This window comes from Pseudarthrobacter sp. CCNWLW217 (assembly GCF_037203985.1).
Taxonomy (GTDB): domain Bacteria; phylum Actinomycetota; class Actinomycetes; order Actinomycetales; family Micrococcaceae; genus Arthrobacter.
Genome location: NZ_JBBCBT010000011.1, coordinates 76,219 through 96,114, shown reverse-complemented (window position 1 = coordinate 96,114; position 19,896 = coordinate 76,219). Strand labels below are relative to the sequence as shown.

The window sequence follows — 19,896 nt, the reverse complement described above, 5'->3', positions numbered from 1 at the left end:
ATTAAGGCACTATGGCGAAATCCCCTGATTCCAGCAACTCCACTCCGGCGGCCTCAGACGCCCCGAAGCGTGGCCTCTTCTCGCGCAAGCCAAAAGAAGCAAAGGTCAAGAAGCCCAGCCGGCTCAAGCAAATCGGCGAGGTCTTCAACATGACCCGCCGCCACGACCCCATGGTGCCGTGGCTGATGCTGCTGGTTTTCCTGGGCGTTGTGGCCCTCAGCTTCCTGGTGGGTTTCTGGCTGGACAACTGGATCACCGGCCTGATCATCGGCATTCCGCTGGGCCTGCTCGGCGCAACCTTGATCCTGTCCCGGCGCGCCGAACGGGCAGCGTTCGCGCAGATCGAGAACCAGCCTGGTGCCTCCGGCGCGGCCCTGGGGACGCTGAAGCGCGGCTGGATCACCGAGGACCAGCCAGTAGCAGTAAACCCACGCACCCAGGATGCCGTGTTCCGCGCCATCGGCCGTCCCGGCGTCGTTCTTGTCAGCGAAGGGCCAACCCACCGCGTCAAACCGTTGCTTGATGCCGAACGCAAGCGCCTCGCCCGGATCCTGCCCAATGTCACGGTCCACGTGATTGAGAGCGGCCGCGGCGAAGGACAGGTGCCCATCAGCCAGGTGGCCAAGAACATGGGCAAGCTGAAAAAGGAACTTACCAAACTTGAGGTCAATGCGGTGTCGAAGCGGATTTCGTCACTGGGCAACCGCCTCCCCATTCCCAAGGGCATCGACCCCTACAAAGCGCGTCCCAACCGCGGACGCTAGCACGTATGGAGCCGTCCCGGTTCCGGCCAACGCCGGCACCGGGACGGCTTTCTTTTGCCGCTACGTTGCGCAATCGAACTCAGAGATTGGACCCATGACAATGCCGCTGAAAACCGTGACCGTCCGCGCTTTCCGGATCCTCGCGATCGCCGAAGCCTTCAGTTGGGCCGCGCTGCTGACGGGCATGTATTTCAAGTGGATCGCCAAGACCAGCGAGCTGGGCGTGGAAATCGCAGGCCCCATCCACGGAGCACTCTTCGTCGGCTACGGCATCGCAGCCCTCGCCCTATGGCGGCTCCAGCGCTGGCCGTTCACGGTCGCCCTGTTCGCCGGCCTGTCAGCAGTCTTCCCCTTCGCGACCATCGCCTTTGAGCGCTGGGCCGGAAAGCGGGGGTACCTCAGCGAGGGTGCCACCGAGCACACCGACGCCAAGGAAACAGCCGGGGTCTAAGGACCGCGCCTATCGCCGGACCAAGACCGTGTTCATTGCCTTGTCGTGGAGGCCGCGGTGGTCCGGATCGAAGATAACGGCCGGAATCACGAGGCACAGAAGCAGTGCGCGCACCACGGCGGCCAGCGGACCGGCCGGGCCGCCGCCCAGCCGCACCACGTGGATCCCTACCAGTCGGTGGCCGATGCTGTAGCCGAGCGTGCCCACAAGGAGCATCTGTTCGGCGGCAAAGATGGCAAGGTTTGCCCAGGGGTCGCCGCCAAAGGCGAAGTTGCTGATCAGCAGGGCAATGCCCCAATCAACGAGTATCGCGACAATGCGCCGGCCGGCCCGTGCGATGGAGCCTGGACCGGTCTCGGGCAAGCCGAGGCGCTCCCCCGGATACCTCGAGATACCGGAGGTATCCGGTCCGGTGAGCCAGGAGCCAATGTCTTTGCGATCTACCACTGTCCAAGCTTACCGACTCACCAACGTTCATACTGTGGAACCTGTTAGACCACAGTATGGACACGGGATAGCGTTGCCATAACAGGGCATTCTGTAACCTGCCCGAAACAATGTGGACACGGACGGGAAATGCCGTGTCCATAGGCTGGGTGCAGTTTCAAGCAATACCACCAAGCAGGGAAACTGCGTTTCCCTGCCCTTCGGATTGCGCTGGATCAGATGGCTTGCCAGCCAGATATTACATATGCGTTAGGAGCATAGATGTTCAAGAATGCGGACGAAGTCCTCAAGTTCATCAAGGACGAAGATATTAAATTCGTCGATATCCGCTTCACCGACCTCCCGGGCGTCCAGCAGCACTTCAACGTGCCGGCAAAGAGCGTTGACGCAGACTTCTTCGTCAACGGCCAGCTCTTCGACGGATCTTCCATCCGCGGCTTCCAGGGCATCGCCGAGTCCGACATGCAGCTGATCCCGGACGTCACCACCGCATTCCTGGACACCTTCCGCATGGAAAAGACGCTGGCGCTGAACTTCTCCATCGTGAACCCCCGCACGGGCGACCCGTACCACCGCGACCCGCGCGGCGTTGCTGAGAAGGCCGAAGCCTACCTCGCCTCCACCGGCATCGCCGACACCGCGTTCTTCGCACCCGAGGCCGAGTTCTTCGTCTTCGACAACGTCCAGTACCAGTCCTCCCCGCAGGGCAGCTTCTACAAGATCGACTCTGAAGAAGCACACTGGAACACCGGCCGCGAAGAAGAAGGCGGAAACCTGGGCTACAAGACCCCCGTCAAGGGCGGTTACTTCCCGGTCTCCCCCACCGACAAGCAGGCCGACCTGCGCGACGCCATGTGTGTCGCCCTGGACGAGGCCGGCCTTGAGGTCGAGCGCAGCCACCACGAAGTCGGCTCCGCCGGCCAGGCTGAGATCAACTACAAGTTCACCACCCTGACCCACGCTGCTGATGACCTGCAGAAGTTCAAGTACGTCGTCAAGAACACGGCCGACGCCTGGGGCAAGTCCGTGACGTTCATGCCGAAGCCGGTCTTCGGTGACAACGGCTCGGGCATGCACTGCCACCAGTCGCTGTGGAGCAACGGCGAGCCGCTGTTCTACGACGAGAAGGGCTACGCCGGCCTGTCCGACACCGCCCGCTGGTACATTGGCGGCCTGCTGAAGCACGCCGACGCCGTTCTGGCCTTCACCAACCCGACGGTGAACTCCTACCGCCGCCTGGTCAAGGGCTTCGAAGCCCCCGTGAACATGGTTTACTCGCAGGGCAACCGCTCCGCCGGTATCCGCATCCCGATCACGGGCACCAACCCCAAGGCCAAGCGCATCGAGTTCCGCGCGCCGGACCCCTCCTCCAACCCGTACCTGGCATTCGCTGCCCAGCTGATGGCCGGCATTGACGGCATCCGCAACCGCATCGAACCCCCGGCTCCGATCGACAAGGACCTCTACGAGCTCCCCGCCGAAGAAGCCAAGGACATCCCCAAGGCTCCGGGCACCCTCGAGGAGGCCCTGACGGCACTGGCTGCGGACAACGAGTTCCTGCAGGCCGGCGGTGTGTTCACCCAGGACCTGATCGACACCTGGATTGAGTACAAGTACGAGAACGAGATCAAGCCGCTCTCGCTGCGCCCGAACCCGTACGAGTTCGAGCTCTACTACGGCGTCTAGCACCCACAGCTGAACACCGGTTCAGCCACCAGAGTCCGCCCGGGCGGCCAGCATTGCGCGGGCGGCCCGGGCGGACTCTTTTGTGACCCGAAGGTGGAGGCTGACTCCAGACGTGCTGAGACCGGGAGCCAGCCCCCTGGCATGTGCTCCCCGAGACGAAGACTTTTCAAGCCTTCCCCCCAACAAGGTTTGAAGAACACCGCCAATCCACATGATCTGTCAATGTGGGCCCTGAGGCAATGGCAAACCGCCGGACGGCTGCTGGCTGAAACTGCGGAACATCGTCCGCTGAGGCCCGGAACCGCCGCCCAAGTACTGTCCGTGGTCCACGAACCCGGCGTTGAGGTACGCGGCCAGCCCCGCCGGATTGCGCTCGTTGACGGAAAGCACGACGCCGGCCTCGCCGCTTCCCTGCCTCGCCGTCAGTTTCGCAGCGGCTTCCACAGCCGCTGCCGCAGCGAGCCGGCCGAGGCCCAAGCCTTGGTGCCGCCTGTCTATCAGGAAGCCTCTCAGGAGCCACGCGGAGTGGTCGTCAGGCCACCCTGCGAGGCGGGCAGCCCCTGCCTGGAGGGTCAGCACGCCAACCGCCTCCCCGCCGGCCTCGATGACATAAGGCCGCCTGGACTGCTCCGCGAGGCCGGCCAGTGCCATCCGCAGCGGATCGCCCACGAAATCAAGCTGCCCCGGTGCCAGTTCCAGCAGGGCCACCGCGCCGAGCTGGATTGCGCACGCATCCGGCCCCAGGTCGTCGAGGGCAATGAGCCAGACTGACTGCGCTTCGCCGTTCAGGTGCCTGGCGTTTCGGTGTCCCCCGCCGGTGCGCCCTCCGCCGGCGGGCCCGCGGGGTCCATCCACATAACCTCCCAGAGGTGCCCGTCAGGATCTTGGAAGCTGTGGTTGTACATAAAGCCGTAGTCCTGCATTTCCTGCGAGGGGGTGCCGCCGGCAGCGATGGCCTTGCGGACGGTTTCGTCCACGGCTTCCTTGCTGTCTACCGAGAACGCCATGATGGCCTCGGTGGATCTGGTGGCATCGGTGATGTCCTTGGCGGTGAAGGTTTTAAAAAAGCCCTCAACAAGGAGCATCACAAAGGCGTTCTCGTTGATGATCATGCAGGTGGCATTTTCATCGGTGTAGTCCGGGTTGAAGGAAAAGCCAAGGGCGGTGAAGAATTCGACCGACCTCTTCAAATCCTTCACGGGCAGATTCACGTAGATTTGCTTAGCCATGGGCCCCAACGTAGCACTACCGCTAATGGCCGTAGAAGACCTTCTCGAAGACCGCCCGGGCACGCCGGCTGAGGCGAAGGTAATCCTCCTCAAGTGTGCCTGCCTGGCCGGGCTCGTAGCCGCACCAGCGGGCCACCGCTTCCAGGTCGTGTCGGGAGGACGGCAGCAGGTCCGATGCCCGGCCGCTCCAGATGACGTTGGCGGACCGGATCCGGCTGGCAAGGCGCCAGGCGGCGGCCAGCAGCTCGGCATCGCTTTTCTCCAGGAGGCCCAGTGCGGCAGAGGCGTGCAGGGCCTCAACTGTTGAGGTGGTCCGCAGTTCCGGATGCTTACCCGCATGCTGGAGCTGGATCAGCTGGACCAGCCACTCGACGTCGCTGAGGCCACCGCGGCCCAGTTTCAGGTGGCGGGCGGGATCGGCTCCGCGGGGCAACCGCTCCGATTCGACCCGCGCCTTGACGCGGCGGATTTCCCGGACGTCCTGCTCGGAGATCGATTCCGGGTACCGGATGGGGTCGATCAGTTCCAGGAAGTCCTTGGCGAGCTCGTCATCGCCTGCCATCGGCCGGGCACGAAGCAGGGCCTGCGCTTCCCAGATGAGGGACCATCGGCGGTAATACTCGGCGAAGGAATCGAGTGAACGGACCATCGCGCCGCTTTTCCCCTCCGGCCGGAGGTCTGCGTCGACCTGCAGGACGCGCTCGGCCATGATGGCGGGCTTCAGCGGCTGGGTGAGCAGGCTGGAGACCTTGGAAACAATCCGGGCCGCCTGTTCCTGGGCTTCCTCCTCCGTGTAGCCGGGTAACGCCCGGTGGACGTACATCACGTCGGCGTCGGAGCCGTAGCCAATCTCGCGGCCGCCCTGCCGCCCCATCGCAACAATCAGCACAGCGGTCTTGAGCGGGGACTTCGCGGAGACGATGGCCTCGGCCACACGCAGGGCCCCGAGCACAGCCGCCCGGTCAGTGTCCGCCAGCGCGGCACCCACCTGCTCCTGGCCCAGCAGCCCGGCGGAGTCGGCGATGGCGATCCTGAGGATCTCCCGGCGCCGGATCAGGCGGATGAGCCGCATGGCGTTTTCAGGGTCCGAATGCCGCGACATCTTGGAGGTGATTTCCTGCCACTGGGCCTCGAAGCTCAGAGGCGCAAGGTCCTTGTCGTGACCCAGCCACGCCACAGATTCGGGCGAGACCTCCAGCAGGTCGGCGATCAGCCGCGAGTTGGACAGGACGTGACACAGCCGCTCGGCCGCAGCCGTGGAGTCGCGCAGCATGCCGAGATACCAGTGCGTGGTGCCCAGGGTCTCGCTGACCCGGCGGAAGGCGAGCAGGCCGGCGTCGGGATCCACGCCTTCGGCCAGCCAGTCCAGCAGGATGGGCAGCAGCTGCCGCTGCAGGGCGGCCCGCCTGCTCACCCCGGCGGTGAGCGCCTCGATATGCCGCATGGCGCCCTTCGGGTCGCCGTAGCCCAGCGCGGCAAGCCGGCCTTGGGCGGCTTCTGGTGTGAGCCTGGCATCCTCGCTGCTGAGCTTGGCCGCGGTGTTGAGCAGGGGCCGGTAGAAGATGCGTTCGTGGAGCTCACGTACAGAACGTTTGGTCTTCTGCCAGGCGGAAAGCAGCGCGTCGGGATGCGGCCGTTCGTTGGAAAACGGGCCCAGCACGGCCTTGGCCAGCGCCCGCAGGGCTGCCTCACTGACCGGCATGAGGTGGGTCCGCCGGAGCTGGAACAGCTGGATCCGGTGTTCCAGGAGGCGAAGGTAGCGGTAGGCGTGGTCGAATCCGGCGGCGTCGGAGCGGCCGATGTATCCTCCGGCCGAGAGTGCCGCAATGGCTGAGGTGGTGTCCCGGCACCTGAGTGATTCGTCGGACTTGCCGTGGACCAGCTGAAGGAGTTGAACGGTGAACTCGACATCACGAAGGCCGCCGCGCCCCAGCTTGATCTGCCGTTGTTCCTCGGCGGCGGGAATGTGTTCGGTGACCCGGCGGCGCATGGCCTGCACGGACTCCACAAATCCATCCCGTCCAGCGGAATTCCAGATCAGCGGTTCGATGGCCTTCTCGTAGCGCCGTCCGAGGTCTGCGTCGCCGGCAATGGTGCGGGCCTTCAGGAGCGCCTGGAACTCCCAGCTTTCCGCCCAGCGGGCGTAGTAGCTTTCATGCGAAGGCAGCGTCCGCACCAGGGGCCCGGACTTGCCTTCCGGCCGCAGGTTGGCGTCCACTTCCCACAACCCCGGCTCCCGGGCGATCGAGGAAATGGCCCGTGAGATTCCGCTGGCAAGGGCAGTGCCGATGGTGTTGGCCCGCGCGTCGTCGAGGCCGGGGGCATCGATCACGTAGATGACGTCGACGTCGGAAATGTAGTTAAGCTCGCGCGCGCCGCATTTGCCCATTCCGATGACGGCCAACCCGACGTCAGCGACGTCCTCGGCGCCAAACTGCTCGGCTGCCTCGGCCCGGGATACGGCCAGGGCAGCCTCGATGGCGGCACCGGCAAGGTCAGCCAGTTCAGCCCCGACAGCGGGCATGAAGTCCAGGGGGTCCGCAGCGCACAGGTCTTTCACGGCAAGATCCACCACCCCACGGCGGTAGGCAGTGCGCAGGGACACGTAGGCTTCAGTTCCGGTCAGCGCCGCAACCGGCCTCGCCGACCTCGGATCTGCCCGGACGGACTTCAGCAGGGCTGCCCGGACATGGCCAGGATCCGCCTGCAACGGTTCCGGACTTGCCCTGACCTCAAAGGCATCAAGATGCTCCGGATGCCGGATGAGGAACTCGCCAAGGGCCTCGGAGGCACCCAGAACCCGATACAGCGGTTCGCTGGTCTCAGGATCGGCCGCGGCCAGCACCCGGAGGTCGGGATGCTTCTCAATCAGGCGGACCAGGGACTGCAGGGCGGTGTCAGGGTTCGCTGCCAGCTGCAGGCCGGCGAACAGCTTGTCCTGGTCCAGGCCCTCAAGTTCGCGGGCAGCGAGGAACCGCTCGCCCTTCTCCAGGTCACTGAAGCCGGCCGAGATCAGGCGGCGGGCAAGGCTCACCGCGCCGGCCTAGAGGATGCCGAGGTTGCGCTGCAGTTCGTAGGGCGTCACCTGGAGCCGGTAGTCCTGCCACTCCGCGCGCTTGTTCCGCAGGAAGTGTTCAAAGACCTGTTCACCGAGGATCTGCGGCATCAGTTCGGACTCTTCCATGGAGCGGATGGCGTCGTGCAGGCTGGCGGGCAGGGGGTCATGGCCCATGGCACGGCGTTCGGCAGAGCTCAGTGACCAGACATCATCCTCGGCAGCCGCGGGCAGGTCGTAACCCTCTTCGATTCCCTTCAGGCCGGCACCCAGGAGGACCGCGTAGGCGAGGTAGGGGTTGGCCGCAGAGTCGATGCCCCGGTATTCGATGCGGGCGGACTGGCCCTTGCCGGGCTTGTACAGCGGAACCCGGACCAGGGCCGAACGGTTGTTGTGGCCCCAGCTGAGGTAGCTCGGCGCTTCTCCGCCGCCCCAGAGCCGCTTGTAGGAGTTGACGAACTGGTTGGTCACCGCCGTGAACTCGGGGGCGTGCTTGAGGACGCCGGCGATGAACTGGCGCGCCGTCTTGGACAGCTGGAATTCAGCGCCCGCTTCATAGAATGCGTTGGTGTCGCCCTCGAACAGCGAGAAGTGGGTGTGCATGCCGGAACCGGGGTGGGCCGTGAAGGGCTTGGGCATAAACGTGGCGTAGGTGCCCTGCTGGAGAGCTACCTCCTTGATGACGGTGCGGAACGTCATGATGTTGTCCGCCGTCTGCAGCGCATCCGCGTACCGGAGGTCGATTTCGTTCTGGCCTGGACCGGCCTCGTGGTGGCTGAACTCCACGGAGATGCCCACGGATTCAAGCATGGTCACGGCAGTACGCCGGAAGTCCTGCGCCACGCCGCCCGGAACGTGGTCGAAATAGCCTCCTTCGTCAACGGGTACCGGCGAGCCGTCAGGGCCGGGTTCCTGGGACTTGAGGAGGTAGAACTCGATCTCCGGGTGGGTGTAGCAGGTGAAGCCCATGTCCGCAGCCTTGGCCAGCGTGCGCTTGAGGACGTTGCGGGGGTCCGCGGCGGACGGCTCACCGTCCGGAGTGAGGATGTCGCAAAACATCCTGGATGTCTGTTCAGTCTCACCGCGCCAAGGCAGGATCTGGAATGTGGAAGGGTCCGGCTGGGCCAGCATGTCGGATTCGAACACGCGGGCAAGGCCCTCAATGGCCGAACCATCAAAGCCGAGGCCCTCCTCAAAGGCGCCTTCAACCTCGGCGGGGGCAAGTGCCACCGATTTGAGTGAACCCACGACGTCGGTGAACCACAGGCGTACAAACCGTACGTCGCGCTCTTCGATAGTGCGCAGGACAAACTCTTGCTGGCGGTCCATGATGGCCTCTTCTCCGGTCAACGTCCATGCCCCGGGTCCGCAGTTCAGGAAGCCGGCAGCAGTTCACAAACACTTTACTAAGCAATTGGCGCCAATGCGGGAGCCTGCCCCCGCGTAACACAGCGTTAACACTGCTGCACGGGCAGGAGCGCCGGTTGCGTCCGCTGCTGGCGGCTCCGAAGGCCGGTCCAATATGACGCGAATCACCCGCCCGGCGCTCTTGGCCGGTAGCTACGGCGGCGGGTCCCGCACTACGCTCTTGCCATGGCCTCAAGCAATAGCTCTGACTCACGCGCGTCCGCTGAAGTACCCGCACCGTACGGAAACGGGCCCTCGACGGCCTCGTCGCCGTCGTCGGACGCCGCTCCCAAGCCTGCTGCGAAGGTCCGCATCCACCATCTCCAGCAGGCAAAGCGGGACGGAACCCGCTTCGCAATGCTGACCGCCTACGAACAGTACACGGCGGAGATTTTCGACCAGGCCGGGATCGAAGTGCTGCTGGTGGGTGACTCCGCGTCCAACAACGTGTTTGGCAATGAGACCAGCCTGCCCGTCACAGTCGAGGAACTCCTTCCGCTTTGCCGGGCTGTGGCGCGGTCCGCCAAACGTGCGCTGGTGGTGGCAGACCTCCCGTTTGGCAGTTACGAGGTGTCCCCGCAGCAGGCGGTGGCCACCGGTGTCAGGTTCCTCAAGGAAGGGCTGGCCCACGCAGTGAAAATCGAGGGCGGTGCATTCTACGCAGAGACGGTGCGGGCCATGGTCCAGGCCGGGATCCCCGTGATGGCCCACATCGGTTTTACACCGCAGAGCGAACACGCGTTGGGCGGTTATCGGGTACAGGGCCGCGGCGACGACGCCCGGCGGCTGATTGACGACGCCGTGGCGCTGGCCGAGGCTGGTGCGTTCAGCATCCTGATGGAAATGGTTCCCGCCGGTACGGCCGCCGCCGTCGACGCTGCGGTCAGCGTCCCCACTGTTGGCATTGGCGCGGGCAAGGAGACCACGGGCCAAGTGCTGGTGTGGCAGGATATGGCCGGTCTCCGTGGTGGGAAAATGGCCAAGTTCGTCAAACAGTACGCAGATCTCCGCAGCACGCTCAGCGATGCCGCGAAGGCCTATGGCGAGGATGTCCGTTCGGGCCAGTTCCCCGGCCCGGAGCACTCCTTCTAGGTTTCCTCAGCGGACCAGTCCTGCTGCCTGCGCCACGAACCCTCCGGGCAGGCGGGCGTCAGTCCTCGTCGTCGCCCTTTTCCCACGCCTCGTTCCGTGCCCTGACTTTATCCAGCGCGTGTTCGGCTTCTTCGCGTGTCTTGTAGGGGCCGATCAGCTGGCTCCAGTCCGAGAGTGCGTCCTCCTCCACCTCGTGGGTGTTTACGTTGTACCAGTACTCAGTCATGGTGCTCCTCGTTCCGACGGCATTGTTCGGGCTGCGGCTGCCGCCACGTGACCCACGTAACGTAACGCGTACGCGGGCCCGATGCGGCCTCCAGTTACTAGGCCTTCTGCGGTGCCTTATATGATAAATCTATGCCTTCCCTAGCCTCGACTGCACCCACCGGCACCCTCACCCCGGGAACCGTCAGCCCGCAGCTCCCCGTACCGGCGTCGATCCCGCGCCCCGAGTACGTCGGCAAGCCCGGTCCGGCAAAGTTCACCGGCTCGGAGGTCAAGTCTGCCGAGACCGTGGAGAAGATCCGGATTGCGTCCAGGATCGCCGCGCAGGCCATCGTTGAGGTCGGCAAGCACATCAGGCCCGGAGTAACTACTGACCACCTGGACAAAGTAGGGCATGAATTCCTGCTGGACCACAAGGCCTACCCGTCCACGCTTGGCTACCGGGGGTTCCCCAAGTCTCTGTGCTCGTCGCTGAATGAAGTCATCTGCCATGGCATCCCGGACAGTACCGTGGTCCAGGACGGCGACATCATCAACATTGACATCACCGCCTTCATCAACGAAGTCCACGGCGACACGAACTACACGTTCCTGGTAGGTGAGGTGGATGAGGAATCGCGGTTGCTCGTCGAGCGTACGCAGGAGTCGCTGAACCGGGCCATCAAGGCTGTGGCCCCGGGCCGCGAGATCAACGTGATCGGCCGCGCCATCCAGTCCTATGCCAAGCGTTTCGGCTACGGTGTGGTCCGGGATTTTACCGGCCACGGCGTAGGGGAAGCATTCCACACGGGCCTGATCATCCCGCACTACGACGCCGCCCCCGCCTACAGCACCGTGATCGAGGCCGGCATGGTCTTCACCATTGAGCCCATGCTGACCCTCGGGACCGTGGAGTGGGACATGTGGCCGGACGACTGGACCGTGGTCACCCGTGACCGCAAACGGACAGCCCAGTTCGAACACACGCTCCTGGTGACCGAGTCCGGCGCTGAAATCCTCACCCTGCCCTGACCCATCCCTGTTTTGAGGTCAGCCCCCGGGCCGACCGCCCCTGCCCGCCCACTGCCACGAACGGAATCACATTGGCCAAGAAGGACGAGAAGTCGCACAAGAACGCCCCGCTGATCGGCATCGACATCGGCGGCACGGGAATCAAGGGCGGCATAGTCGACCTGAAGAAGGGCAAGCTCCTTGGTGAGCGGTTCCGCGTTCCCACGCCCCAGCCCGCCACGCCGGAAGCCGTGGCGGAAGTCGTGGCGCAGGTAGTTGCCGAGCTCTCCGCACGGCCCGACGCTCCTGCTGCCGGCTCCCCCGTGGGCGTCACTTTCCCCGGCATCATCCAGCACGGCGTGGTCCATTCGGCAGCCAACGTGGACAAGAGCTGGCTCAACACCGACATCGACGCGCTGCTCACCGCACGGCTTGGCCGCCCGGTGGAGGTCATCAACGACGCCGACGCCGCCGGCCTCGCCGAAGCACGTTTCGGCGCCGGCAAGGGCGTGGAGGGAACCGTCCTGGTGATCACGCTGGGCACCGGAATCGGCTCCGCCTTCATTTTCGATGGCCGCCTGGTCCCCAACGCGGAGCTGGGGCACCTCGAGATCGACGGCTTTGACGCCGAAAGCAAGGCATCCGCCGTGGCCCGTGAACGGGACGGCCTGAGCTGGGAGGAATACAGCGTGCTGCTGCAGCGCTATTTCTCCCACGTGGAGTTCCTCTTCTCCCCCGAGCTGTTCATCGTGGGCGGCGGCATCTCCAAGCGGGCCGATGAATACCTTCCCCACATGAAGCTCCGCACGCCGATCGTGCCCGCGGAACTGAAGAACGAGGCGGGAATCGTTGGCGCCGCCATCGAAATCGCACTGAAGCACAAGCTCTCCAAGTAACCTTGGGGCTGCCTGCCGGGGATGCTCCTGGCGTGATGATCGTCACCGGCGCGAGCCGCGGCATCGGCGCGGCCATTGCCCGCCGCGCGGCCCGTGCCGGGCACGCCGTCGTGGTTAACTATTCGACGGACGGCTCCGGGGCCCGCTCAGTGGTCCGGTCCATTACCGACGACGGTGGATCAGCAACGGCCGTGCAGGCGGACGTCAGCGATCCCGTTGCCATCCGGGAGATGTTCGACGCCGCGGCCCGGCTCGGCCCGCTCACGGCAGTGGTGAACAACGCAGGAATCACGGGGAACCTGATCGGCGACCTCGCCAACGTGCCTGCTGAGACCGTCCGGCGGGTGATGGACGTCAATGTCACCGGCCTGATCTATGTCTGCCAAGAGGCCGTCCGCAGGCTTGGGCCCGCCGGTGCCGGCACCGGCGGGTCTATCGTGAACATCTCATCGACGGCCACGAAGGCGGGCTCGCCCGGCACCTGGGCCCACTACGCGGCCTCGAAGGGTGCAGTTGACGTCCTGACGGCGGGACTCGCCGCCGAGGTGGCCTCTTGGGGGATCCGGGTCAACTGCGTGGCCCCCGGGAGCACCAATACCGGGCTGCATGCGGCCGCAGGAATGCCCGACCGCGTCGAACGACTGAATCCGACTATTCCGATGGGCCGCGGTGCGGAACCGGACGAGGTGGCGGCGGCCGTGATGTGGCTGATGTCGGACGAGGCGGGCTACATCACCGGCGCCGTGCTGCCGGTCTCAGGCGGCAGGTAGCGGCCAACGGTTCCCTGCGCACGAACGCCAGGGTGCCGGTGGTGACTGCGGCTTCCCCTCCGCTGCCACCACCGGAATCTAGAGGGAGCTCTTCTCGGAGCTCGGCGCGCCCTTGGCTGTCTCAGTCACGGCTATTTTGGCTTCCTGTTCCGACTCGTGGCGGAGCAGGGAGATGGCCGTTTCAAAGTCCTCAAGGGATTCGAAGGCCTGGTACACGCTCGCAAAACGAAGGTAGGCCACCTTGTCCAGCTTCTGCAGCGGACCAAGGATGACAAGCCCTACTTCGTGGGCGTCGATTTCGGCTGCCCCCGAGGCCCGGATCTGTTCCTCGACCTCCTGCGCCAGAAGGGCGAGGTCGTCTTCGCTGACGGGCCTGCCCTGGCACGCCTTGCGAACACCGTTGATCACCTTGCTGCGGCTGAAGGGTTCGCCGACGCCTGAGCGCTTGATGACCGAAAGGCTGGTGGTCTCCACCGTAGTGAACCTACGGCCGCATTCGGGGCACTGCCTGCGGCGCCGGATGGCGGATCCATCGTCTGCCATGCGGCTGTCCACCACACGGGAATCCGGATTGCGGCAGAACGGACAGTACATGGCGTCCCTCTCTCGCTCTCTCGGCGTCAGTTTAATGCCCACCAGCTGGCCGGTGTCCAGCTACCAGTCTACGACTACATCTTGCGTAATAACAAGCTTGTAATTACTACATGTAGTGCTTCCCTACCAGGCCGCGGTAACGTCAGGCAGGTTTGCCGAAGCGGGCTGTCACGGCCTGACCATGGGCGGGGAGGTCTTCTGCCCCGGCGAGGCTGACGATGTGCCCACTGACTTCCTGCAGGGCACCCTTGGTGTAGTTGATCACCTGGATCGCGCGCAGGAAGGTGGTCACGTTCAGGCCGGAGGAGAAAGCCGCGGTTCCGCTGGTGGGCAGGACATGGTTGGAACCGGCACAATAATCCCCCAGGCTGACGGGACTGTAGTCCCCCACGAAGATGGCACCGGCGTTCCGGATGCGTGCTGCCACGGCTGCCGCGTTCGCCGTCATGATCTCAAGGTGTTCGGCCGCATACGCGTCGCACGCCGCGACGCCCTGTTCGAGATCCTCCACCAGCACCACGCCGGACTGGGGCCCGGAGAGCGCCTCACGCACCCGTTCGGAGTGCTTGGTTGCTGCTGCCTGGGTGTTGAGCTCAATCCGCACGGCAGCGGCAAGGTCCTCCGAATCCGTAATCAGGACCGAGGCCGCCTTGGGATCGTGCTCGGCCTGGCTGATGAGGTCGGCGGCCACCAAGCGCGGCTGGGCTGTGGAGTCCGCCAGGATCGCGATTTCGGTGGTGCCGGCTTCCGAGTCGATGCCCACGACTCCCTTGACCAGCCGCTTGGCGGTGGCCACGAAAATGTTTCCGGGTCCCGTGACAACGTCCACGGGCTCCAGCGTGGGCCCGGCCGTTGTGGCGTCCACGCCATAAGCAAATGCCGCGATGGCCTGCGCCCCGCCGATGGCGTAGACCTCGTTGATCCCGAGCAAGGCCGCGGCGGCGAGGATGGTGGGGTGGGGAAGACCGCCGAAGTCCTTCTGCGGGGGCGATGCCAGGGCGATGGAGTCTACTCCCGCGGCAAGGGCGGGAACGACGTTCATGATGACCGACGAGGGGTACACGGCAAGGCCGCCCGGGACATAAAGCCCAACCCTGGCAACCGGGACCCAGTTCTGGCTCACGATGGCACCGTCGCCGAGTTCGACGTCGATATTCCGCGGCCGCTGGCTGTCCGCGAACCGCCGGGCGCGGCTGATGGACTCTTCCAAGGCCTTCCGCACGGCCGGATCCAGTTCTGCCAGAGCGCGCGCCAATTCCGCCGCCGGCACGAGGGGGTGGTCCTGTTCCACGCCGTCGAAACGTTGGGCGTACTCGGTGAGTGCCGCGTAGCCGCGCCGCCGGACATCCCCGATGATGTCCAGGACTTTCTGTTCGGCATCCGCCACTGTCTGGTGCTGGGCCCGCGGAACGGCTGCCCGCAGTCCGGCCAGCGTCAGGCCCTTGCCACGGAGGTCGACCGTGCGGAAGCTGACGGCAGGAGCAGTGGGGGTGGCGGGAAACTCAGGAGTAATGGTCACCGGTTCATTTTACGCGCCGGAAGCAGCGTCCCTGCCGACAGTGCCGGCGGTCCCCTCCGGTCCCTGCCTCAGGAGCGTAAGGAGGCTGAAGGCGAAGGTGCCGATGGCCGTGGCCGCCGGCCAGAGCAGCAGCACCGGCAATGACCGCAGCGAGAAGGCCACACTGGCATTGATGGAGGTGTCCGCCGGGGCTCCCCACAGCTGGGCTGCGAACATGCCTGTTTGCCATGCGACAGCGGCCCCTGCAAGGCTGCCGGCAAGGGCAAGCACCAGGTCCTCCTGCCGGGAGCGCCTGGATTTGTCAGTGATAAACACGGCCAGCAGGCAGCCGGCAAAAACGAGCAGGCCAGCGAGCGTCAGGTCCCTGGGCAGCCATACCAGCGGGTTGGTGCCCTCCCCCAGTGCGGGATCCCTGGTGATGAGGTTCAGGCCACCAGGTGCAAGCAGCCACCACAGCAGGCCAACCGGGATCCCTCCTGCTGTGGCAGCGGCGAACCAGGCCCACTGAAGCCCGGAGGAGCGCCGCGGCATGCGTTGTGTCATGAAACAAACCTTAACAAATGTTCAGGCCCCTCAACCGGGGGACGTGCGGGTAAACAGTTTCCCTGGGGTGCCACGTGAGCCATACCCTTGAAAGAGAGCCAAGTCCCGTTCAGGGTAATCCAGGGAGTTTTTCATAGTGACCGAAGATCGCGTGCCGTTCGAGCGTACGTTCAAGGAAATGTTCCGCCGGCATGCGGCCGGCGTGGCGATCATCACCGTCAACTACAACGGCCAGCCCTACGGTTTCACCGCCACGTCCGTCGCCTCGCTGTCAGCCCGGCCACCGCGCTTCACGTTCAACATGGCCCGGAGTTCGAGCTCCTGGCCCGCCGTGGCAAACACCACCCACATCGGCGTGCACATGTTGGGGCTCGAGAACCAGGAACTCGCCGACCGTTTTGCCCGCACCAAGGACCGCTTTGGCGGCGACCACTGGGAGCTTGGCCCGCACGATGTTCCGGTTCTCAAGGACGTAGCCGGCTGGCTGATAGGCAAGATCCAGATGCGGCTCTCTTTCGAGAACAACGCCGTGGTGGTGGTGGAGGTCGTTGACGGCCAAGTGGGCGAGGACGGCTCGCCCCTGCTCTACCATGCCGGCGGCTACAGCCAGCCGGTTCCCCTGGACTACGAAATCTAAGTGCTAGACGTCAAGGCAGGCCGGCCCGAGGAGCACCTTGAGGTCGCCAAACAGCGAGGGATTGGGATTCACCCGCATATGGACCGGCAGGCCCATCACCTCCACCCGTGAATCGCCGTGCAAGTGGACGCGTACCTCCGAGTTTCCCCGATGGTTGCGCAGGACGTCCCCGAGTTCGGTGACCACGGCTTCAGTGGCCTTGTGAGTGGGCATGGAGATCAGCAGCGGACCGTTGGTGCCCTCGCTGAGGTCGGGAACGGAGAGTTCCATGCAGTTCAGTGTCACGGCGCCGTCGTCGCGCCGCTGCAGCCTGCCTTTGACCACAACGATCAGGTCCTCGGCGAGGACTGAGGCGATGGGACCATAAACCTGCCCGAAGAACATGACCTCCATGGAGCCGCCAAGGTCCTCGATCTCGGCACGTGCGTAGGCATTGCCGCTGGCCTTGGCGATGCGGCGGCTCAGCGAGGTGATCATCCCGGAGATGGTGATGATGGCGCCGTCGTGCGGACCGTCTTCGGCAATGACCGAGGTGATGGACTGGTCCGCGTGCTGGCTGAGCACCCCTTCGAGGCCCTGCAGTGGGTGGTCCGAGACATAGAGTCCCAGCATGTCCCGTTCAAACGACAGCTTGTCCTTCTTCTCCCACTCGGGAAGTTCCGGGATCTCGATGCTCAGGGACGCCTCCGATTCGGCCTCTTCAAACCCGGCGAAGAGGTCGAACTGGCCGATTGCCTCGTTCCGTTTGAGGGTGATGACCGAATCGATGGCCTCTTCGTGGATCATCACCAGGGCGCGGCGGTGGTGGTTGAGGGAGTCGAATGCGCCGGCTTTGATCAGGGATTCGATGGTCCGCTTGTTGCAGACCACGGCGGGGACTTTCATCAGGAAGTCCTTGAAGGAGGAGTATGCCCCCTCGCTCTCCCGGGCGGCCACCATGGCTTGGACCACGTTGGATCCGACGTTACGGATGGCACCCATGCCGAAACGGATGTCGTTCCCCACCGGCGTGAAGTTCAGCGATGACTCGTTGACGTCGGGCGGAAGCACGGTTATGCCCATGCGGCGGCACTCGTTGAGGTAGATCGCGGACTTGTCCTTGTCGTCTCCCACTGACGTCAGCAAGGCTGCCATGTACTCCGGCGCGTAGTGGGCCTTCAGGTAGGCGGTCCAGTACGAAATGACACCGTAGGCGGCCGAGTGTGCCTTGTTGAATGCGTAGTCGGAGAACGGCAGCAGGATGTCCCAGAGGGTCTTGACGGCCTCCATGGAGTAGCCGTTGTCCTGCATGCCCTGCGAGAAGCCGGCAAACTGTTTGTCCAGTTCTGATTTCTTCTTTTTGCCCATGGCGCGGCGGAGGATGTCGGCCTGGCCGAGGGAATATCCGGCCAGCTTCTGCGCTACGGCCATAACCTGTTCCTGGTACACGATCAGGCCGTAGGTCCCGCCGAGGATTTCGGCGAGCGGTTCCTTGAGCTCAGGGTGGATCGGAATGACTTCCTGGATCCCGTTCTTGCGCAGCGCGTAGTCGGTATGCGCGTTGGCGCCCATCGGCCCCGGCCGGTAGAGGGCCAGGACGGCGGAGATGTCTTCGAAGTTGTCAGGCTTCATCAGCTTGAGCAGGGACCGCATAGGACCGCCATCGAGCTGGAATACGCCCAATGTGTCACCCCTGGCCAGCAGCTCGTAGGAGGCGGCGTCGTCAAGGGCAAGGCTGTCCAGGTCCAGTTCGTGGCCCCGGTTGAGCTTGATGTTCTCCAGGGCGTCGGAAATGATCGTGAGGTTCCGCAGGCCCAGGAAGTCCATCTTGATCAGGCCCAGGCCTTCGCAGGTGGGGTAATCGAACTGCGTGATCACCTGGCCGTCCTGGATGCGCCTCATGATGGGGATGACATCGATGATGGGGTCCGAGGACATGATGACGCCGGCAGCGTGCACACCCCACTGCCGTTTCAGCCCCTCGATGCCCAGCGCCGTTTCGAAGACCTTGGCGGCCTCGGGATCGGTGGCGATCAGCTGCCGGAAGTCACCGGCCTCGCTGTAGCGCTTGGAGTCCTTGTTCTGGATGTCCGCCAACGGAATGTCCTTGGCCATAACGGCCGGCGGGAGAGCCTTGGTCAGCTGCTCCCCCATGCTGAATGGGTAGCCGAGCACACGCGAGGAGTCTTTCAGCGCCTGCTTGGTTTTGATAGTGCCGTAGGTAACGATCATGGCCACGCGCTCGTCGCCGTATTTGCGGGTCACGTAGTCGATGACCTCAGAGCGGCGACGGTCATCGAAGTCGACGTCGAAGTCAGGCATGGAAACACGGTCGGGGTTGAGGAAGCGCTCGAAAATCAGGCCGTGGTGCAGCGGGTCGAGGTCCGTGATGCGCATGGCGTAGGCCACCATCGAACCGGCGCCGGAACCACGTCCGGGTCCCACGCGGATGCCGTTGTTCTTCGCCCAGTTGATGAAGTCAGCCACCACCAGGAAGTACCCGGGGAACCCCATGGAGGTGATGACCTCCAGCTCGTAGTCAGCCTGGGTGCGGACCTTGTCCGGGACACCGCCGGGGTAACGGTACTCCAGCCCGGCGGCAACTTCCTTGACCAGCCAGGACGTCTCGTCCTCGCCCGGCGGGCAGGGGAACCGCGGCATGTAGTTGGCCCCGGTATTGAACGAAACTTCGCAGCGTTCGGCGATCAGCAGGGTGTTGTCACACGCGTCCGGGTGGTCCCTGAACAGTTCACGCATTTCCTGGGGCGATTTGAGGTAGTAGCCGCTGCCGGAGAACGCGAACCGGGAGCCGCCGTTGTCATAGGTGGGTTCCAGCAGGGTGGAACCTGACTGGATGGCCAGCAGTGCCTCGTGGGCCTTGGCGTCGTGCTCGTGCGTATAGTGCAGGTCGTTGGTTGCCACCAGCGGCAGCTTCAGTTCTTTGGCGAGCCGCAGCAGGTCCCCGGTAACCCGGCGTTCGATGTCGAGGCCATGGTCCATCAGTTCGCAGAAGTAGTTTTCCGCCCCGAAGATGTCGCGAAACTCGGAGGCTGCTTCCAGGGCCTCACGGTACTGGCCCAGCCGCAAACGGGTCTGGACTTCTCCCGACGGGCAGCCGGTGGTGGCGATCAGGCCTTCCGAATACGTGTTCAGGAGTTCGCGGTCCAGCCTCGGCCACTTGCCGAACACGGCGTCCAGGGACGCGATGGACGAGGCCCGGAAGAGGTTGCGCATGCCTGCGTTGTTGTAACTCAGCAGCGTCATATGGGTGTATGACCCACCGCCCGAGATGTCATCCTTGCGCTGATGTTCCTCGCCCCAGCGGACACGGCTCTTATCCGTCCGTGCCGTCCCCGGTGTTACGTAGGCCTCGACGCCGATAATGGGCTTGATGCCCTGGTCCGTGGCGCGTTTCCAGAAGTCGAAGGCGCCGAACAGGTACCCGTGGTCGGTAGTGGCGAGGGCAGGCATGCCCAAGCGTTCAGTCTCGTCGAAAAGCTCCCCCAAGCGGGCGGCGCCGTCCAACATGGAGTACTCGGTGTGGTTGTGCAGGTGGACGAACGAGGCATTGCTGGAAGTCACCGCACTATTCTATGCGCCGCCCGGCTCCTG

General features: G+C 64.5%; 18 protein-coding genes. 8 read left to right on the top strand and 10 right to left on the bottom strand.

All coding sequences use genetic code 11. The annotated features are described in order from the left end of the window. Positions 1–11: 11 nt before the first annotated feature. Together V9L18_RS14000 and V9L18_RS13995 are read left to right on the top strand one after the other, a co-directional pair. On the top strand, positions 12–764 hold the full coding sequence (locus V9L18_RS14000) for a DUF4191 domain-containing protein (protein ID WP_337347773.1): 753 nt from the start codon (positions 12–14) through the stop codon (positions 762–764). 94 nt (positions 765–858) lie between these two features. Beyond that, positions 859–1,215, top strand: coding sequence for a DUF3817 domain-containing protein (locus V9L18_RS13995; protein WP_376046115.1), 357 nt, complete (start codon positions 859–861; stop codon positions 1,213–1,215). 9 nt (positions 1,216–1,224) lie between these two features. On the opposite strand, the gene V9L18_RS13990 is transcribed toward V9L18_RS13995, so the two are convergent. After that, complete coding sequence (locus V9L18_RS13990; protein WP_337347772.1) at positions 1,225–1,662, bottom strand: RDD family protein; 438 nt, start codon at positions 1,660–1,662, stop codon at positions 1,225–1,227. Positions 1,663–1,923: 261 nt separating this feature from the next. Here V9L18_RS13990 and glnA (V9L18_RS13985) point away from each other — a divergent pair, with 261 nt between their 5' ends. After that, positions 1,924–3,348 (top strand): type I glutamate--ammonia ligase, encoded by a 1,425-nt coding sequence (gene glnA, locus V9L18_RS13985; protein ID WP_337347771.1) that lies wholly within the window; start codon positions 1,924–1,926, stop codon positions 3,346–3,348. Positions 3,349–3,567: 219 nt separating this feature from the next. Here the strand turns inward: glnA (V9L18_RS13985) and V9L18_RS13980 are convergent, their stop codons facing one another. From V9L18_RS13980 to glnA (V9L18_RS13965), 4 genes are read right to left on the bottom strand one after another with little or no spacing between them, the layout of a single operon-like run. Continuing rightward, on the bottom strand, positions 3,568–4,137 hold the full coding sequence (locus tag V9L18_RS13980; RefSeq protein ID WP_337347856.1) for a GNAT family N-acetyltransferase: 570 nt from the start codon (positions 4,135–4,137) through the stop codon (positions 3,568–3,570). After that, positions 4,134–4,577, bottom strand: a complete 444-nt coding sequence (locus V9L18_RS13975) for a VOC family protein (protein ID WP_337347770.1) — start codon at positions 4,575–4,577, stop codon at positions 4,134–4,136. Before V9L18_RS13975 ends, V9L18_RS13980 begins: the two co-directional genes overlap by 4 nt. Positions 4,578–4,599: 22 nt before the next feature. Beyond that, positions 4,600–7,611, bottom strand: coding sequence for a bifunctional [glutamine synthetase] adenylyltransferase/[glutamine synthetase]-adenylyl-L-tyrosine phosphorylase (locus V9L18_RS13970; RefSeq protein ID WP_337347769.1), 3,012 nt, complete (start codon positions 7,609–7,611; stop codon positions 4,600–4,602). Between the two features lie 9 nt (positions 7,612–7,620). After that, the gene (gene glnA / locus V9L18_RS13965; RefSeq protein ID WP_337347768.1) at positions 7,621–8,961 is read right to left on the bottom strand and encodes a type I glutamate--ammonia ligase; all 1,341 of its coding nucleotides are present in this window, start codon (positions 8,959–8,961) and stop codon (positions 7,621–7,623) included. Between the two features lie 264 nt (positions 8,962–9,225). On the opposite strand from glnA (V9L18_RS13965), the gene panB reads away from it, so the two are divergent. After that, positions 9,226–10,131, top strand: a complete 906-nt coding sequence (gene panB / locus V9L18_RS13960) for a 3-methyl-2-oxobutanoate hydroxymethyltransferase (protein ID WP_337347767.1) — start codon at positions 9,226–9,228, stop codon at positions 10,129–10,131. Positions 10,132–10,189: 58 nt separating this feature from the next. Here the strand turns inward: panB and V9L18_RS13955 are convergent, their stop codons facing one another. Then, entirely contained in the window at positions 10,190–10,357 is a 168-nt protein-coding gene (locus tag V9L18_RS13955; protein WP_337347766.1) for an SPOR domain-containing protein, read from the bottom strand. Positions 10,358–10,488: 131 nt separating this feature from the next. Here V9L18_RS13955 and map point away from each other — a divergent pair, with 131 nt between their 5' ends. The 3 genes from map to V9L18_RS13940 all read left to right on the top strand — a co-directional run bounded on the left by map (position 10,489) and on the right by V9L18_RS13940 (position 13,012). Beyond that, positions 10,489–11,367 carry a type I methionyl aminopeptidase gene (map, locus tag V9L18_RS13950; protein WP_337347765.1) on the top strand — a complete coding sequence of 293 codons (879 nt, stop codon included), beginning with the start codon at positions 10,489–10,491 and terminating at the stop codon, positions 11,365–11,367. A gap of 71 nt (positions 11,368–11,438) precedes the next feature. Continuing rightward, complete coding sequence (gene ppgK, locus V9L18_RS13945) at positions 11,439–12,242, top strand: polyphosphate--glucose phosphotransferase (protein ID WP_337347764.1); 804 nt, start codon at positions 11,439–11,441, stop codon at positions 12,240–12,242. Between the two features lie 35 nt (positions 12,243–12,277). Then, positions 12,278–13,012: an SDR family oxidoreductase gene (locus V9L18_RS13940; protein WP_337347855.1), complete on the top strand. Its 735-nt coding sequence runs from the start codon at positions 12,278–12,280 to the stop codon at positions 13,010–13,012. 78 nt (positions 13,013–13,090) lie between these two features. On the opposite strand, the gene nrdR is transcribed toward V9L18_RS13940, so the two are convergent. The 3 genes from nrdR to V9L18_RS13925 form a co-directional block, all read right to left on the bottom strand. Then, positions 13,091–13,606, bottom strand: a complete 516-nt coding sequence (gene nrdR / locus V9L18_RS13935) for a transcriptional regulator NrdR (RefSeq protein WP_337347763.1) — start codon at positions 13,604–13,606, stop codon at positions 13,091–13,093. 142 nt (positions 13,607–13,748) lie between these two features. Further along, a complete protein-coding gene (gene hisD, locus V9L18_RS13930) occupies positions 13,749–15,125 on the bottom strand; it encodes a histidinol dehydrogenase (protein ID WP_337347762.1) in 1,377 nt (458 codons plus the stop codon). A 9-nt stretch (positions 15,126–15,134) separates the two neighbouring features. After that, positions 15,135–15,668: a hypothetical protein gene (locus V9L18_RS13925; RefSeq protein ID WP_337347761.1), complete on the bottom strand. Its 534-nt coding sequence runs from the start codon at positions 15,666–15,668 to the stop codon at positions 15,135–15,137. 178 nt (positions 15,669–15,846) lie between these two features. Between V9L18_RS13925 and V9L18_RS13920 the strand changes: the two genes are divergently transcribed. Further along, positions 15,847–16,305, top strand: a complete 459-nt coding sequence (locus V9L18_RS13920) for a flavin reductase family protein (protein ID WP_443197953.1) — start codon at positions 15,847–15,849, stop codon at positions 16,303–16,305. Between the two features lie 3 nt (positions 16,306–16,308). Here V9L18_RS13920 and dnaE read toward each other — a convergent pair whose 3' ends face one another. Beyond that, a complete protein-coding gene (dnaE, locus tag V9L18_RS13915; protein ID WP_337347759.1) occupies positions 16,309–19,866 on the bottom strand; it encodes a DNA polymerase III subunit alpha in 3,558 nt (1,185 codons plus the stop codon). Positions 19,867–19,896 lie beyond the last annotated feature (30 nt).